Origin of the sequence: Microbacterium sp. No. 7 (assembly GCF_001314225.1) — a bacterium.
Classification (GTDB): domain Bacteria; phylum Actinomycetota; class Actinomycetes; order Actinomycetales; family Microbacteriaceae; genus Microbacterium.
The window spans coordinates 1,698,559-1,714,798 of the sequence record NZ_CP012697.1 but is presented as its reverse complement, the minus strand read 5'-3'; the positions used below and the strand labels follow the sequence as shown (position 1 = coordinate 1,714,798).

Genomic DNA, 16,240 nt, shown 5'->3' with positions numbered 1-16,240 from the left:
ATCCGGTTCATCGGCACAATCACCTGTCATGCGCATCACCCCGAGGCGGCTCGCCGTCGGCATGAGCCTGTACCCGCCCAACCTGTTCAGCGGCATCCGCGTGCGACGGTTCTCCGACGACTGGACCGAGGCCGTCGTCGAGCTGCGCGTCAACGTGCTGACGCGCAACTACGTGCGGACGGCGTTCGGCGGCTCCCTCTCGGCGATGACCGACCCGTACTACTTCATGCTCATCGCGCACCAGCTCGGCCGCGACGTGGTGGTGTGGGACACGCGCGGCGAGATCGAGTTCGTCAAGCCCGGTCGCGGCGTGCTGACGGCGCGCTTCGAGGTCTCGCGCGAGAAGGCCGCCGAGCTGCGGGAACGGGCGCGCGGCGGCGCGAAGGTGCTCGAGTGGTTCGAGACGGAGGTGCACGACGCGAGCGGCGACGTCGTCGCGCGCGTGCGCCGCGAGGTCTACGTGCGCGAACGCCCCGAGATCACCGCCGCAGCCCGCGACGCCCAGAAGTAGTGGGCGGTCGTGGGCGGATGCCGTCCCGCGAGACGACCACGAGCGCCCGGCATCCGCCCACGGCCGACGCTGGTGGGCGGTCGTGGGCGGATGCCGGTCGGCGAGGCGGCCACGGGTGCCCACGAGTGCGTGCGGCGGCGCGGCGTCAGGGCTCGCGAACGGCGCGGTACTCGCTGGGGGTGAACGAGAGCACGGTGCGGAAGTCGCGGGTCAGGTGCGCGTGGTCGGCGTAGCCGAGCTCGGCGGCGAGCGCCGCGAGGTCGGCGTCCGGCCGCTCGCGCAGGCGCTGCGCCGCCTCCTGCAGGCGCCGACGGCGGATCATCGCGGCGGGCGGCACGCCCACGTACCGCCGCGCGAGGCGCTGCAGGGTGCGCGGCGAGACGCCCAGCCGGTCGGCGGCGTCGCCGACGTGCAGGATGCCGGCATCCTGCAGCAGCAGGTCGGCCATCGCGTTCGCGAGCAGCGCGTCGCCGGCCGGCGGCGGCACCGTCGCCTCGAGCCACGCGGAGAACGCCGCGGTCGCGGCCGCGTGCCGCTCCCCCGCGTCGGCCGACGACATCGCCGCGGCGACCGCGGCGTGCAGCTCGGGATGCCGCACGGCGGCGAGCCGGTCGACGAGGGCCTCGGGCCGCTCCGCGAGCGCCGCGGTGGCCGCGGGGCGCAGCAGCGCGCCGACCGCCCACCCGCGGCCCGTCAGCTCGCGCCGGCCGCTGCGCGTCGTGGGACCCGACAGCGAGACCCCGCCGGGCTCGACGACGAGGTTCACGGCCGGATAGCCGACGAGCTGCTGCGCCGACGCCTGGCCCGGCGCGAGGTCCCACTCCGGGATCCAGTACCAGCGCACGAGCGCCGCGACGCGCCCGATGGGCTCGAGGCGCGTGAACGTCGGCAGCCGCTCCGGGAACAGCACGCCGCGGGTCGCATCGATCATCGCGCCCAGACTAGGCCGCGGGCGCCGCCTCCCGCAGGACGTGTCGCGAATCTTCAAGCGCACGGACGGGCGGACGGCGTAGCGTCGTGCCATGACTGCTGCCATCCCTCCCGCCGCGAACGGCCGTCACACCACCGACGGGCGGCCGCACGGCCTGACGAGCCTCACCCCGTTCCTCGCGGTCTCCCCCGCCGCCGACGCGATCGCCTTCTACCGCGACGTGTTCGGCGCGCGGGTCGTCGACGTCACCGAGATGGGCGGGCTCGTCGTGCACGCCGAGCTCGACTTCGGCGCCGGCCACCTACAGCTCGGCGAGCCGACCCCCGACTATCACCTGGTGCCCGCGCCGGCCGGAGAGGACGACTGCTACTCGATCGGGCTGTACTGCCCCGACGTCGACGACCTCACGGCGCGCGCCGAGGCCGCGGGCGCGACCGTGCGCGAGGCCCCGTCGACGTTCGTGTCGGGCGACCGCTTCGCCAGCATCCGCGACCCGTTCGGCGTGCGCTGGTCGATCATGACGCGCGTCGAGGACATCTCCGAGGAGGAGAGCGCGCGTCGCGTGGCCGAGTGGGCGGCCTCGATGAACGGCTGAGCACGCCGTCCGGCATCGCGGGTTCCCGGCGCGGCGGCGACGTGCCGGCGAGGTCGGCGGAGCCTGGCACAATGGGACGCATGCGAGCGTCGAGAGCCCCCCGCGTGGCACGCGCGGCTCTCGCCGCGTCGATCGCGACGTTCGCGGCGCTGCTGTCGCACGTGGTCGCGGGCGGCGCCCTGCCGGGACCGCTCGGCATCGCGGTGCCGTGGGTGCTCTCGCTCGCGGTGTGCACGATGCTCGCGGGTCGCCGGCTCTCGCTTGTGCGGCTCTCCGCCTCGGTCGCCGTGAGCCAGACCCTCTTCCACGTGCTCTTCGTCGTGGGCGCGGCCGACGGCCTGCCCGCGCTCGGGGCGCACGCGCACCACTCGCCGGTCGTGCTCGCCGCGGCCTCGCCCTCGCTCGTGCCCGCAGACCCCGCGATGTGGCTCGGTCACGCGGTCGCGGCCGTCGTGACCGTCGCCGTCCTGCACCGCGGCGAGCGCACCGTGCTCGCACTCCTGCGGGCCGCCGCCGGCCTCGCGGCGTGGCTGCGCCGCCGCCTGCTTCTCCTCCCCGCCGTGCCGGCCCTCGCGCCGGCGGGCATGCGGCGTCCCCGTGACACGGGCGCCGTCGTCGTCCTGCGGCCGCGGCTCGGCGCCGACGCCGTCGACCGTCGCGGTCCTCCCTCTCTCGTCGTGGCCTGAATCCCGCGCCTTCGCGCGTCCCTTCGATCCGCCGGCCCTCTGATCCGCCGGCATCCCACGCATCGGCGTCGCGCCGCGACGCCCGAGAGGACCTCTCATGACCCGTACCCGTCTGCGTACCCGCGTGCTCGTCGCCGCGGTCGCATCCGCCCTCGCGACGCTGCTCGTCGCCGCCCCCGCGTCGGCGCACGACGCGCTCGTCTCGAGCGATCCCGCAGCCGACGCCCGCCTGGAGGCGGCGCCGAGCGAGATCGTGCTGACCTATTCCAACGACGTCATCGACGCGAGCGCCTCGGTCGCCGTCGTCGACGACGCCGGCCAGGACTGGACGGCGGGCGATCCCGTCGTCGCGGGCTCCACCGTCACGGTTCCCGTCGACGAGGCCATGCCCGACGGCGCCTACGAGGTGCGCTGGCGCGTCGCCTCGTCGGACGGCCACCCGATCGACGGGCTCATCCCGTTCACGATCGGCGACGCCGTGCCCGCACCGGCCGCGACGTCCGTCATGCCGACCGCGACCGCGACCGATGAGGCCGGCGGGACGGCGCACGACCACGCACAGCCGCCGGCCGCCGAGGAGCCCGCGGCCGACGACGGCGTGCTGCGCACCGTGCTGATCGGCGCCGCGGGCGCCCTCGTCGCCGTCGCCGTGTTCGTCATCGTCGTGCTCGTGCGGCGCCGCGGCGCCGCACGAGACAGCTGACCGTACCCCTCACCTGACCGTACCCCTCACCATCCCTCCCGGCGCCGCTCCGCCGGCGCCTCCGCGCGGGAGCGTGCGGTGCTCCCGGCGTGCCCGCCGCGCGCAGCGCGCCACGCACACCGTCACGGCGCACCCCTGCCGCGGCGCACACCGCCGCCGCAGCGCCCCGCATCCTTCGAAAGGCCCATCATGTTCCGTTCCCTCCGTCCCTCCACCCGTGCCGGCGCCGTCCTCGTCGGCGCGGCCCTGCTGCTCACCGGCTGCTCGACCGCCGCGAGCACCGACGCCAGCACCGACACGACGCCCTCTTCGGCCTCCACGCCGGCCGCCACCGATCAGGCCACCGGCGATCAGGCCACCGGCGATCAGGCCGCCGGCGCGGCCGTGACCCTGACCGACGCGTGGGTGAAGGCCGCCGACGAGGGCATGTCGGCCGCGTTCGGCGTGCTCGAGAACACGGCCTCCGCGGACGCCGTGATCGTGTCGGCCGCCACCGACGCGGCCGCCCGCCTCGAGCTGCACGAGACAGCGCCCGACAGCGCCGGCCAGATGGTCATGCGCGAGGTCGAGGGCGGGTTCACGATCCCCGCCGGGGGGTCGCTGACCCTCGAGCCCGGTGGCGACCACCTCATGCTCATCGACCTCGCCGGGCCGCTGCGCGCGGGCGACGAGATCACGTTCACGCTCACGTTCGCCGACGGCTCCGAGGCCGCGTTCACCGCGCCGGTCAAGGACTTCGCGGGCGCGAACGAGACGTACGAGCACGGCGGCGGGCACTGACATGACGGCCGCGACCCCGCACGAGCGGCCCCGCGGCACGCGCTCGACCCGGCGGCAGTTCCTCCTCGGAGGAGCCGTCGCCGGCGTCGGCGCCGCCGCCGCGATCGGCCTCGACCAGGTGCTGAACCGCGGCGGCGAGCCGGACGCCCCGCTCGCCGCGGCCGGCGACCCGCCGCTCAACGGCACGTCGGTCGTGCCCTTCCACGGCATCCATCAGGCCGGCATCGACACCGATGCGCAGGCGCACGCGACGTTCGTGGCGCTCGACCTGAACGCCGACGTCGACCGCGACGGCCTGCGGCGCCTGCTGCGCATCCTCTCCGACGACGCCGCGCGGCTCAGCCAGGGGATGCCGGCCCTCGCCGACACCGAGCCCGAGCTGGCGACCGCGCCCGGGCGGCTCACGGTGACCTTCGGGTTCGGCCCCGGCCTGGTCGCACGCGCGCGGCCCGACGCCCCCGTCTGGCTCCGCCCGCTGCCGGCGTTCGCGATCGACCGGCTGCAGCCCGAGGTCTGCGACGGCGACCTGCTGCTGCAGATCGCCTCGGACGATCCCCTCACGGTCGCGCACACCGCGCGCATGCTGCTGAAGGATGCCCGCAGCTTCGCGTCGGTGCGCTGGCTGCAGCAGGGCTTCCGCCGCGCCTACGGCACGGTCTCCCCCGGCACGACGATGCGCAACGTCTTCGGCCAGGTGGACGGCACCGCCAACGCGCGGCCCGGGACCGCCGAGTTCGATCGTGTCGTATGGAGCGACGACGGCTGGCTCGCGGGCGGCACGAGCGTGGTCGTCCGCCGCATCCGGATGGATCTCGAGGGATGGGACCGCGTCGACGCGCACGGGCGCGAGCAGTCGGTCGGGCGCACGCTCGCGACGGGTGCGCCGCTGACCGGTGCGCGAGAGCACGACGAGCCCGATCTCGAGGCGAAGAACGCGCTCGGCTTTCCCGTGATCGCCGATTTCGCGCACCTGCGCCGTGCGCGGCCCGACGACGAACGGCAGCGCATCTTCCGTCGCTCGTACAACTACGACGACGTGCCGCACGCGGGCGAGGTGTCGAACTCGGGGCAGATCTTCGTCTCCTTCCAAGCCGACGTCGATGCGCAGTTCACGCCGATCCAGCGACGCCTCGCCGAGCTCGACCTGCTCAACGAGTGGACGACGCCGATCGGCTCGGCCGTCTTCGCCGTGCCGCCGGGCTGCGCCGAGGGAGGGTTCGTGGGCGAGACGCTGTTCGCGTGACAGCGCTCAGCGGTCGAGCGGCCTGAGCTCCAGCTCGTCGCGCGTCGCGCCGGCGCGCACGGTCGCGAACGATGCATAGCCGTCGGCCGTGGCGCGCTCCAGCAGTCCCTTGATGTTCTTGGGGCGCCTCTCCAGGCGCACGCGCGCGCCCTCCGCGACGAGCGCGGCCTTCAGCGCCACCAGCTCGGCCACGGGGACGTCGGCGTCGTGCACGAGCACGACCGCGGCGTCCCCGGCATCCTCGGTCTGCGCGACGAGGTCGACGATGCGCTCGAACCCGATCGAGAAGCCCACGGCGGGCACGTCCTGGCCGAGGAAGCGCCCGATCATGCCGTCGTAGCGGCCACCGCCGCCGAGCGAGTAGTCGACCGACGGGTGCGCAAGCTCGAAGATCGTCCCGGTGTAGTAGCCCATCCCGCGGACGAGGAACGGGTCGAAGACGAGCGGCACGCCCCCGATGTCGTCGGGGCGCACGGGCCGCGCCGCCGCGACCGCGCCGCCGATGCCGGCGAGCGCGGCGACGACGTCGTCGGGAGCGCCCTCGGGCAGCGCCTTGCGGATCTGCCGTTCGCCGAACGGCGTGTACTCGAGCGTCTGCGGCCGCAGCAGGAACGCCTCGAACGCATCGACGGCACTCGCCGTCGCGCCGCGCGTGCGCAGCTCGTCGGCGACGCCCGCGGGCCCGATCTTGTCGAGCTTGTCGATCGTGATGAGCACGCCCGGGCGCTCGTCGGCCGCGAAGCCGAAGGCGCCGAGCATCCAGTCGAGCAGGCGCCGGTCGTTGATGCGGATCGCCCCGCCGGCCAGACCCAGCGCATCGAGCGTGTCGAGGCTCGCGACGACGAGCTCGGCCTCGGCGCGCGCCGACGGGTCGCCGATGATGTCGATGTCGCACTGCACGAACTGGCGGTAGCGGCCCTTCTGCGGCCGCTCGGCACGCCACACCGGCGCGATCTGGATCGACCGGAACACCGTCGGCAGCTCCGCGCGGTGGCTCGCGTAGAACCGCGCGAGCGGCACCGTGAGGTCGTAGCGCAGGCCGAGGTCCGACAGCGCCGCCGGCTCGTCGGCCGCCGCGCGGATCGCGTCGGCATCCATGCCGCGCTTGAGCACGGCGAACGCGAGCTTCTCGTTGTCGCCGCCGATGCCGGCGTGCAGACGCGAGAACTCCTCCATGACGGGCGTCTCGATCTCGTCGAAGCCGTGCGCGCGATAGCGCTCGCGGATGACGGCGAGCACGCGCTCGCGACGGGCCTTGTCGGCGGGGAGGAAGTCGCGCATGCCGCGCGGCGGGGTGACGGATGCCATGGAGACCATTCTCTCAGCCCGCGCCCTCCGCTCAGCCCGCGCCGTTCTCTCCGCCCCTGCCCCGGGCCTCCGCCGCCCGCACCTCCGCCTCCAGCACCCGGAGCCGCCCCCGCAGCGCCCGCTCCGCATCCCACCCGTTCTCCCGCGCCGCCGCCACCAGCCCCAACAGCGCCTCCCCCAGCTCCTCCTCACTCACCGGCCCCGCACCTTCCTCACGAGACTGCACGGGCGCAACGAGACTGCCCGTCACATCGGCTGTCTCGTCGCGCGGGTGCAGTCTCGCGGGATCCGGGATGCCGGGGGCGGGAGCGGCGGGGAGGAGGGGGGCGGGGAGGACGGCCGCGGACTTGGCGAGGAGCTTCTGGGCGAGGGCGAGGGCGGGCATGTGGTGCGAGACGCCGTCGAGCACGCTCGCACGCTCGCGCTTCTCGGCGGCCTTCGCGGCGTTCCAGTGCACGAGCACCTCCTCGGGCGTCGTCGCCACGGCATCCGCGAAGACGTGCGGATGCCGGCGCACCATCTTCTCGGTGAGCGTGCGCGCCACGTCGTCGATGTCGAACGGGTCGTCCTCGTCGCGCGACGCGATCTCCGCGTGGAACAGCACCTGCCACAGCAGGTCGCCGAGCTCTTCGCGTAGGTCGCCCGGCGAACCCGCCTCGACCGCGTCGACCACCTCGGCCGACTCCTCCACGAGGTAGGGGACGAGGTCGCGGTGCGTGATCCGCTGGGTCCAGACGCAGCGGTCGCGCACGGCGCGCATCGTCTCGGCCGCGGCTCGCAGTGCATCGGTCACGGGAACCACTCTCCTTCGGCTCCCCCGATGCTACGCCGCCGCGTCACCGCGACGACGCGTCATCTCGTCGCAACATGGCGCGACTAGCGTGGGGGCATGCGAGATCTCACGGTGACGGAAGCGATCGACGTCGTCGGCCGCGGCGAGGCCGAGCACGAGCTGCCCGGCCCCCTGCGCGCCGACGTGCGGATGCTCGGCGGCCTGCTGGGCCGCGTGCTGCGCGAGAGCGGCTCGGAGGGGCTCTTCGACGACGTCGAGCGGCTGCGGCACGCGACGATCGCCGCCTACACCGACGACTCGCCGCAGGCGTTCGCCCGCGCCGAGGAGATCGCCGACTCGTTCGACGTGCAGCGCGCCGACGAGGTCGCGCGCGCGTTCACCGCCTACTTCCACCTCGTCAACCTCGCCGAGGAGCACCAGCGCGTGCGCGTGCTGCGCGAGCGCGACGGCCGCCCCGAGGCGCGGGACGCCAAGGACTCCGTCGCATCGGCGTACGCGCGGCTGACCGGTGAGATCGGCGCCGAGGCCGCGACCGAGCGCCTGCAGCAGCTGCGCTTCCACCCGGTGTTCACGGCGCACCCCACCGAGGCGCGGCGGCGCGCCGTGTCCATGAGCATCCGCCGTCTCGCGGCCCTGCTCATCGAGCACGATCGCGCCGCGCACGACGCCGCCCAGCGCGACGGCGCGGACGACGCGGCGCCGGAGCAGGTCCGCGGGGACGCCGACGGGGCCGAGCGCCTCAGCTCGGAGCAGCGCCGTCTGCAGCGGCTCATGCTGCAGGAGATCGACACGCTGTGGCGCACGGCGCCCCTGCGCGCCGAGAAGCCCACGCCCGTCGACGAGGTGCGCGCGGTCATGGCGATCTTCGACGACACCCTGTACATGACGATCCCGCAGGTGTACCGGCGCGTCGACGACGTGCTCCAGGGCGGCGACGCGGGAGCGCGGGCGCCCCTCGTGAAGCCCTTCGTGCGCGTGGGCACCTGGGTCGGCGGCGATCGCGACGGCAACCCGTTCGTGACGGCGTCGGTGACCAAGAAGGCCGCCGCCATCGCCTCGGAGCACATCCTCCTGGGCCTCGAGCACACGGCCGAGCGCGTCGCGCGCTCCCTCACGCTCTCCGGCGACTCGACGCCGCCGTCGACCGCGCTGCTGGCGCTGTGGCAGCGGCTCTCCGACGCCGACGAGGATGCCGCCGTCGAGGTCGCCAAGCGCGCCCCCGACGAGCCGCACAAGCGCGTGCTCATGCTGCTCACGCGGCGCCTCGCCGCGACGCGGGCGCGCAACGCCGACCTCGCCTACGCCGACCCCGATCCGTTCCTCGCCGATCTGCGCACGGTGCAGGACTCGCTCGTCGCCGCGGGCGCGCCGCGCCAGGCCTACGGAGAGCTGCAGCACCTGATCTGGCAGGTCGAGACGTTCGGCTTCCACCTCGCCGAGCTCGAGGTGCGGCAGCACTCGGCCGTGCACGCGAAGGTGCTCGCCGAATGCGAGGCGGGCGAACCGCTCAGCCCGCTCGCCGAGGAGGTGCTCGAGGTCTTCCGCACGATCGCGCAGCTGCAGCGCCGGTACGGGCCGCGCGCCGCGGGCCGCTACATCGTGTCGTTCACGCAGTCGGCCGCCGACCTCGCCGCCGTGCACCGGCTGGCGCGCTTCGCCGTCGGCGAGCAGGGCACCCCGCCCGTGCTCGACGTCATCCCGCTGTTCGAGACCTTCGCCGACCTGCAGGCCGCGCCCGCGATCATGGCCGAGATCATCGAGCACCCCGCGTTCGCGGAGCGGCTCGCCGCGACCGGCCGCCGCCTGGAGGTCATGCTCGGCTACTCCGACTCGTCGAAGGACGTCGGCCCCGTCGCCGCGAACCTCGCGCTCTACGAGGCGCAGGCGCTCATCGCCGAGTGGGCGCGCGAGAACGGCATCCAGCTGACGCTGTTCCACGGCCGGGGCGGCGCCCTCGGACGCGGCGGCGGCCCCGCGAACTCCGCCGTGCTCGCGCAGCCGCCGCACTCGGTCGAGGGCCGGTTCAAGCTCACCGAGCAGGGCGAGGTGATCTTCGCCCGCTACGGCGACCCCGACATCGCGATGCGCCACATCGACCAGGTCGCGGCCGCCGTGCTGCTGGCCTCGGCGCCGTCGTACGCGGCGCTCAACCGCGAGGCCGCGGAGCGGTTCGCCGACGTCGCCGCGACGATGGACGCCGCGTCGCGCGCGAAGTTCTTCGAGCTCGTGAAGGCGCCCGGCTTCGCGCCGTGGTTCGCGACCGTCACGCCGATGGAGGAGATCGGCCTGCTGGCGCTGGGCTCGCGGCCCGCGCGCCGCGGCCTGTCGGTCGAGTCGCTCGCCGACCTGCGCGCGATCCCGTGGGTGTTCGCGTGGTCGCAGGCGCGGATCAACCTGGCCGGATGGTTCGGGCTCGGCACCGCCCTGGAGGCGGTCGGCGACGAGGAGCTGCTGCGCGGCGCGTACGATGAGTGGCCGCTGCTGCGCACCATCATCGACAACATCGGCATGAGCCTCGCCAAGAGCGACGTGCGCATCGCCCGCCGCTACCTCGACCTCGGCGACCGCGACGACCTGGCCGCGCTCGTGCTCGACGAGCTCGAGCTCACGCAGCGCTGGGTCGTGCGCATCGTCGGCGGCGACGACCTGCTCGCCAACAAGCCCGTGCTGCAGCGGGCGGTGAAGATGCGCGACCCCTACGTCGACGCGCTCTCGCTGCTGCAGCTGCGCGCCCTGCGCGCGCTGCGCACCGCGTCGGACGACCAGGACGTCACGCCGTGGCAGCACCTGCTGCTGCTGTCGGTGAGCGGCGTCGCGGCCGGCCTGCAGAACACCGGCTGAGCGCGCTCAGCCGTCGACGCGGCGGTCGAGCGCGTGCCGTGCGAGGGCCGCGCCGTAGCGCTCGGTGAGCTGCACCATGTAGTCGGGCGCCGAGCGGTCGAGGCCGAACACGAAGCCCGGGAAGTCGAGCTCGGCGTGCACCGCCGAGATCGCCTCGGCCTCGTCGGCGGGCAGCAGCTGCACGGGGTCGCCGATCGCGACCCACCCGAGCGGCACGACTGTGTTCTCCGGCACGACCGTGCGCAGGTGCACGACGGCGTTCGTGCGCACGAGGCTCCCCCGGCCCACGTGGGCGCCGTTCACGACGCGGCTGCCCGTCGCGAGGTACACCTCGTCGTCGACGACCGCGCCCGACACGCTCGCCATCGGCCCGACCAGCACGTGCGACCCGATGTGCGCGGCGTGCACCGCGCTCGCCCGGATGATCGCGTTCTCCATGACGATCGTGTGCTCCCCGATCGTGATGGGAGAGCCCTCGCTCGTGATGACGGCGCCGTGCAGGATCTGGCATCCGACGGAGACGGTCACGTCGCCGGAGATGACCGCCGTCGGAGCGACGACGGCCTCGGCGTGGACACGGGGCACGGTTCCCAGGTGTTCGAAGCGCATGCTGCGAGCCTACGGCGCCGTCGGCGGGTGCGTCGAGTGCGAGAGTCTGGGCGCTAGAGTGAACGGGTTGCCCGGGCGCCGCCGCCCGTGTCCACTGGCAAGAAAGCTCCACCGTGACCGAAGAATTCACCCCCCTTCCCGCCGTCGTCCGTGACGTCTACGACGTCGTCGTCGCCCGCAATCCGCACGAGCCGGAGTTCCAGCAGGCGGTTCACGAAGTGCTCGACTCGATCGTCCCCGTGCTCGAGGCGCACCCCGAGTTCGTGGCGAACGGCATCGTCGAGCGCATCGTGGAGCCCGAGCGCCAGATCATCTTCCGTGTGCCGTGGACCGACGACGCGGGCGGCATCCACGTCAACCGCGGCTTCCGCGTGCAGTTCTCGTCGGTGCTCGGCCCCTACAAGGGCGGCCTGCGCTTCCACCCGAGCGTGAACCTCTCGATCATCAAGTTCCTCGGGTTCGAGCAGATCTTCAAGAACGCCCTGACCGGGCAGGGGATCGGCGGCGCCAAGGGCGGCAGCGACTTCGACCCGCGCGGCCGGTCCGACGCCGAGATCATGCGGTTCTGCCAGTCGTTCATGAACGAGCTCTACCGCCACCTGGGCGAGCACACCGACGTGCCCGCCGGCGACATCGGCGTGGGCGCGCGCGAGATCGGCTATCTGTTCGGCCAGTACCGCAAGGTCACCAACCGCCACGAGTCGGGCATGTTCACCGGCAAGGGCGTGCAGTGGGGCGGTGCCGAGGTGCGCACCGAGGCGACCGGCTACGGCGCCGTCTTCTTCGCCGAGGAGATGCTCGCCGTGCACAGCGAGACCTTCGAGGGCAAGCGCGTCGCGGTGTCGGGCTCGGGCAACGTCGCGATCTACGCGATCGACAAGGCCTATCAGCTCGGTGCCGTGCCCGTGACGGCATCCGACTCGTCGGGCTACGTCGTCGACGACGCCGGCATCGACCTCGACCTGCTCCGCCGCATCAAGGAGGTCGAGCGCGGCCGCATCAGCGAGTACGTCCTCGCCCGCCCGGACGCGCGCTTCGTCGAGGGCGCACGCCCCTGGGAGGTCCCCGTCGACGTCGCGATCCCCTCGGCCACGCAGAACGAGCTCGACGAGTCCGACGCGCAGGCCCTCATCGCGAACGGCGTGCGCGCCGTCGCCGAGGGCGCCAACATGCCGTCGACGCCGGGCGCGGTCGCCGCGTTCCAGAAGGCCGGCGTGCTGTTCGGCCCCGGAAAGGCCGCCAACGCCGGCGGCGTCGCGACCTCGGCGCTGGAGATGAGCCAGAACGCCGCGCGCCAGCGCTGGAGCTTCTCCGACAGCGAGGCCAAGCTGCGCGCCATCATGCAGCGCGTGCACGACTCCGCCTACGCCGCCGCCGAGCGCTACGACCGCCCGGGCGACTACGTCGTCGGCGCCAACGCCGCCGGCTTCGAGCGCGTCGCCCACGCGATGCTCGCCCAGGGCGTGATCTAACCCTCACCCCGCGCGAGGGTGCCATTTGTTTTCGCGAGGGTGCCAGTTGTCCCCACGAGGGTGCTCCTGAAAAGCACCCTCGGCGAGATAAGTGGCACCCTCGGCGAGATAAGTGGCACCCTCGGCGGGATGGTCAGGGTTACGCGGGGGCGACGACGGGTGCGACGGGCCAGAGCTGGTCGAGCAGCTGCGCGGTCCACGCGATGAGGTCGGCGCCCGTGACGAGCTCGCCGCCCGCGGTGGGCAGCGGCACGATCATCGCCTCGCCCGCCGCAAGGATCTTCGACTTCGGGTGCAGGCGCTGCAGGCGCACGCGCATCGAGTCGGGCAGGTGCGCCGGCGCGACGCGCAGGTTCGGGCCCATCGCGACGACGTCGGTGAGACCCGCCTGCGCGGCACGGCGACGCAGGCGCGCCATCGCGAAGAGTCCCTCGACCTCCGCGGGCGGCGCGCCGTAGCGGTCGTGCAGCTCCTCGGTGACGAGCGCGATCGCCTCGTCGGACGCGGTGACGGATGCCGCCGCCGACAGCTTCTGGTACGCCTCCAGCCGCAGGCGCTCGCTGTCGATGTAGCTCTCCGGGATGCGCGCCTCGACGGGCAGCTCCAGGCGCAGCTCGGCGGGACCCTCGGCATCCTCGCCGCGGAACGTCGCGACCGCCTCGCCGATCATCCGCAGATACAGGTCGAAGCCGACGCCCGCGATGTGCCCCGCCTGCTCGGCCCCCAGCAGGTTGCCGGCGCCGCGCAGCTCGAGGTCCTTGAGAGCGACCTGCATGCCGCTGCCGAGGTCGTTGTGCACGGCGATCGTCTCCAGCCGGTCGGCGGCGGTCTCGCTCAGCGGCTTGTTCTCGTCGTACAGGAAGTACGCGTACGCGCGCTCGCGGCCTCGGCCGACGCGGCCGCGCAGCTGGTGCAGCTGGCTGAGCCCGTACTTGTCGGCGCGATCGATGACGATCGTGTTGGCGTTCGAGATGTCGAGGCCGGTCTCGATGATCGTCGTCGAGACGAGCACGTCGGCGCGCCGCTCCCAGAAGTCGTCGACGACCTGCTCGAGCTGGTGCTCGCCCATCTGCCCGTGCGCGACGGCGATGCGCGCCTCGGGCACGAGCTCGGCGAGCTGCGCGGCGACGCGCTGGATCGACTGCACGCGGTTGTGCACGTAGAACACCTGGCCCTCGCGCAGCAGCTCGCGACGGATCGCCGCGGCCACCTGCTTGTCGTTGCGCGCGCCGACGTAGGTGAGGATCGGATGCCGGTCCTCCGGCGGCGTCTGCAGCGTGGACATCTCGCGGATGCCGGTGACCGCCATCTCCAGGGTGCGCGGGATCGGCGTCGCGCTCATCGCGAGGATGTCGACGTTCGTCTTGAGCTTCTTGAGCGCGTCCTTGTGCTCGACGCCGAAGCGCTGCTCCTCGTCGATGATCATGAGCCCCAGGTCCTTGAAGACCACCTTCTCGGTGAGGATCCGGTGCGTGCCGATGACCATGTCGACGGAGCCGTCGAGCAGCCCCGCGATCGTCTCGCGCGCCTCCTTGTCGGTCTGGAACCGCGACAGCGGCCGCACCTTGACGGGGAAGCCCGCGAACCGCTCGGCGAACGTCTCCAGGTGCTGCTTGACGAGCAGCGTCGTCGGCACGAGCATGGCGACCTGCTTGCCGTCCTGGATCGCCTTGAACGCGGCGCGCACGGCGACCTCGGTCTTGCCGAAGCCGACGTCGCCCGACAGCAGCCGGTCCATGGGGATGGGGCGCTCCATGTCGGCCTTGATCTCGTCGATCGTCTGCAGCTGGTCGGGCGTCTCGGCGAACGGGAACGCCTCCTCCAGCTCGCGCTGCCACGGGCTGTCGGGGCCGAACGCGTGGCCCTTCGACGCCATGCGTGCCGAGTAGAGCTTGACGAGCTCGACGGCGATGTCGCGCACGGCCTTGCGCGCACGGCCCTTCGCGGCGGCCCAGTCGCTGCCGCCCATCCTCGACAGGGCGGGCGCCTCGCCGCCGACGTAGCGGCTGAGCAGGTCGAGCTGGTCGGTCGGCACGAAGAGCTTGTCGCCCGGGTAGCCGCGCTTCGACGGCGCGTACTCGAGCACGAGGTATTCGCGCTGCGTCTTGACGGCGTTGCGCCCGCCCATCGACACCTCGCGCTGCACGAGCTCGACGAACTTGCCGATGCCGTGCGTGGAGTGCACGACGAAGTCGCCCGGCTTGAGCTGCAGCGGGTCGACGACGTTGCGCCGACGCGACGCGAGCTTCTTGACGACGCGGCCGTCGCCGCCGATCGTGCGCCCGTAGAACTCGCCCTCGGTGAGCACCGCGAGCTTCGCCTCGTCGAGCTGGAAGCCCGCCTCCAGCCGTGCGGCGACGGCGATCGCCACGCCCGGCTCGGCGGGCTCGTCGAGCCGCTCGGCGACCCGCACGGCCAGCTCGCGCTCGGCGAGCACGTCGCGCGCGCGGTCGACGAGACCCGTGCCGCCGGCGGCGACGACGACCCGCCAGCCGTCGCGCAGCAGCCCGGCGACGTGGTCGACGGCGCCCTCGACGTTGCCGTGGAACGACGGCACCGCCGACGCGTCGACCCGCAGGGCGCCGCCGTGGCCGCCGGCCTCGTCGTCGGCGCCCGGGTCGAAGGCGCTGAGCGTCCACCACACGCCGCCGCGCTCGTGCGCGGCCTCGCGCAACGCGGGCAGGGTGAGGAAGTCGCCGCCGTCGAGGCCCGCCGCGAGCATCGTCGACGCGTCGACGGGACGTTCGCCGCCCGCGGTCGCGGCGCTCCAGGCGGCCTCGAGGAACTCGCGGTTCGTCTCGCCGAGCGTGAGCGCGCGCGTCACGGCGCGCTCGGGGTCGACGAGCGCGGTCGCGGTCCCCCGCGGCAGATAGTCGATGAGGGGCACGACGCCGTCGGCGAGCACGGGCAGCATCGACTCCATCCCCTCGACGGGGATGCCCTCGCTCATCTTCTCGAGCATGCCGCTCAGGCCGGGCAGCCGCTCCTGCAGCTCGAGGGCGCGGGTGCGCACCTCGTCGGTGAGCAGCAGCTCACGACTGGGGATGAGCGTCACGCCCGGCACGTCGCCCGGCAGCGAGCGCTGGTCGGCGACCGAGAAGGCGCGGATCTGGTCGACCTCGTCGCCGAAGAACTCGATGCGGTACGGGTGGTCGGCGACGGGCGGGAAGACGTCGAGGATGCCGCCGCGCACCGCGAACTCGCCGCGCCGCGACACCATGTCGACGCGGTGGTAGGCCAGCTCGACGAGCCGGCGGGCGACGTCGGCGAGGTCGTGGCCGCGCGAGCCCGCCGCGAGCTCGATGGCCGCGGCGTCGGCGAGGCCCGCGGCGACGGGCTGCAGCGCGCTGCGCACCGACGCCGTCACGATGAGCGGATGCTCGCCGTCCCACGCCGCGGCGCGGCGCAGCACGTCGATGCGGCGTCCGATCGTCTCGGCGCTGGGGCTCAGCCGCTCGTGCGGCAGCGTCTCCCACGCGGGGAAGTCGAGCACCGTGGCCCCGTCGACGAGGCTCGACAGCGCCTGTCCGATCGACTCCGCGCGGCGCCCGGTGGGGGCGACGACGAGCAGCGTCGCGGGATTCCCCGCGGCGGCGCGGCGCGCGACGAGGCCCGCCAGCAGCGGGGCGATGAGTCCCGGCGGAGCCGACAGATCGGCATCGACGATGCCGGCATCCACCGCCTCCCGAAACGACTCTGCCTGCGTGAGGGCGCGCACGATCCCGGGAACTGTCACCGGAAGAGTCTACGTCGCACCGCCGACCCGCC

The 16,240-nt window shown here is 73.6% G+C and carries 13 protein-coding genes; 8 read left to right on the top strand and 5 right to left on the bottom strand.

The features are described 5' to 3' along the window. The first annotated feature begins 28 nt into the window (after positions 1-28). Positions 29-511, top strand: coding sequence for a DUF4442 domain-containing protein (locus AOA12_RS07790; protein WP_054681727.1), 483 nt, complete (start codon positions 29-31; stop codon positions 509-511). 145 nt (positions 512-656) lie between these two features. On the opposite strand, the gene AOA12_RS07785 is transcribed toward AOA12_RS07790, so the two are convergent. Continuing rightward, on the bottom strand, positions 657-1,442 hold the full coding sequence (locus tag AOA12_RS07785) for a helix-turn-helix domain-containing protein (protein WP_054681725.1): 786 nt from the start codon (positions 1,440-1,442) through the stop codon (positions 657-659). Between the two features lie 91 nt (positions 1,443-1,533). On the opposite strand from AOA12_RS07785, the gene AOA12_RS07780 reads away from it, so the two are divergent. The 5 genes from AOA12_RS07780 to AOA12_RS07760 all read left to right on the top strand — a co-directional run bounded on the left by AOA12_RS07780 (position 1,534) and on the right by AOA12_RS07760 (position 5,449). Further along, the gene (locus tag AOA12_RS07780) at positions 1,534-2,037 is read left to right on the top strand and encodes a VOC family protein (protein ID WP_054681723.1); all 504 of its coding nucleotides are present in this window, start codon (positions 1,534-1,536) and stop codon (positions 2,035-2,037) included. Between the two features lie 104 nt (positions 2,038-2,141). Beyond that, a complete protein-coding gene (locus AOA12_RS07775) occupies positions 2,142-2,723 on the top strand; it encodes a hypothetical protein (RefSeq protein WP_082406070.1) in 582 nt (193 codons plus the stop codon). A gap of 97 nt (positions 2,724-2,820) precedes the next feature. Further along, the gene (locus AOA12_RS07770; RefSeq protein WP_082406068.1) at positions 2,821-3,426 is read left to right on the top strand and encodes a copper resistance CopC family protein; all 606 of its coding nucleotides are present in this window, start codon (positions 2,821-2,823) and stop codon (positions 3,424-3,426) included. 189 nt (positions 3,427-3,615) lie between these two features. Further along, positions 3,616-4,206 (top strand): copper chaperone PCu(A)C, encoded by a 591-nt coding sequence (locus AOA12_RS07765; RefSeq protein WP_054681721.1) that lies wholly within the window; start codon positions 3,616-3,618, stop codon positions 4,204-4,206. Position 4,207: 1 nt separating this feature from the next. Then, positions 4,208-5,449 carry a Dyp-type peroxidase gene (locus tag AOA12_RS07760; protein WP_054681719.1) on the top strand — a complete coding sequence of 414 codons (1,242 nt, stop codon included), beginning with the start codon at positions 4,208-4,210 and terminating at the stop codon, positions 5,447-5,449. Positions 5,450-5,455: 6 nt separating this feature from the next. On the opposite strand, the gene hisS is transcribed toward AOA12_RS07760, so the two are convergent. Together hisS and AOA12_RS07750 are read right to left on the bottom strand one after the other, a co-directional pair. Further along, a complete protein-coding gene (gene hisS / locus AOA12_RS07755; protein WP_082406067.1) occupies positions 5,456-6,757 on the bottom strand; it encodes a histidine--tRNA ligase in 1,302 nt (433 codons plus the stop codon). Between the two features lie 31 nt (positions 6,758-6,788). Further along, complete coding sequence (locus AOA12_RS07750) at positions 6,789-7,517, bottom strand: MazG nucleotide pyrophosphohydrolase domain-containing protein (RefSeq protein WP_082406484.1); 729 nt, start codon at positions 7,515-7,517, stop codon at positions 6,789-6,791. 129 nt (positions 7,518-7,646) lie between these two features. Between AOA12_RS07750 and AOA12_RS07745 the strand changes: the two genes are divergently transcribed. After that, the gene (locus AOA12_RS07745; protein ID WP_054681716.1) at positions 7,647-10,391 is read left to right on the top strand and encodes a phosphoenolpyruvate carboxylase; all 2,745 of its coding nucleotides are present in this window, start codon (positions 7,647-7,649) and stop codon (positions 10,389-10,391) included. A gap of 6 nt (positions 10,392-10,397) precedes the next feature. Here the strand turns inward: AOA12_RS07745 and AOA12_RS07740 are convergent, their stop codons facing one another. Continuing rightward, the gene (locus AOA12_RS07740) at positions 10,398-11,000 is read right to left on the bottom strand and encodes a gamma carbonic anhydrase family protein (RefSeq protein WP_054681714.1); all 603 of its coding nucleotides are present in this window, start codon (positions 10,998-11,000) and stop codon (positions 10,398-10,400) included. Between the two features lie 113 nt (positions 11,001-11,113). Between AOA12_RS07740 and gdhA the strand changes: the two genes are divergently transcribed. After that, on the top strand, positions 11,114-12,472 hold the full coding sequence (gene gdhA, locus AOA12_RS07735) for an NADP-specific glutamate dehydrogenase (protein WP_054681713.1): 1,359 nt from the start codon (positions 11,114-11,116) through the stop codon (positions 12,470-12,472). Positions 12,473-12,611: 139 nt separating this feature from the next. Here the strand turns inward: gdhA and mfd are convergent, their stop codons facing one another. Continuing rightward, the gene (gene mfd, locus AOA12_RS07730) at positions 12,612-16,208 is read right to left on the bottom strand and encodes a transcription-repair coupling factor (protein WP_197281076.1); all 3,597 of its coding nucleotides are present in this window, start codon (positions 16,206-16,208) and stop codon (positions 12,612-12,614) included. Positions 16,209-16,240 lie beyond the last annotated feature (32 nt).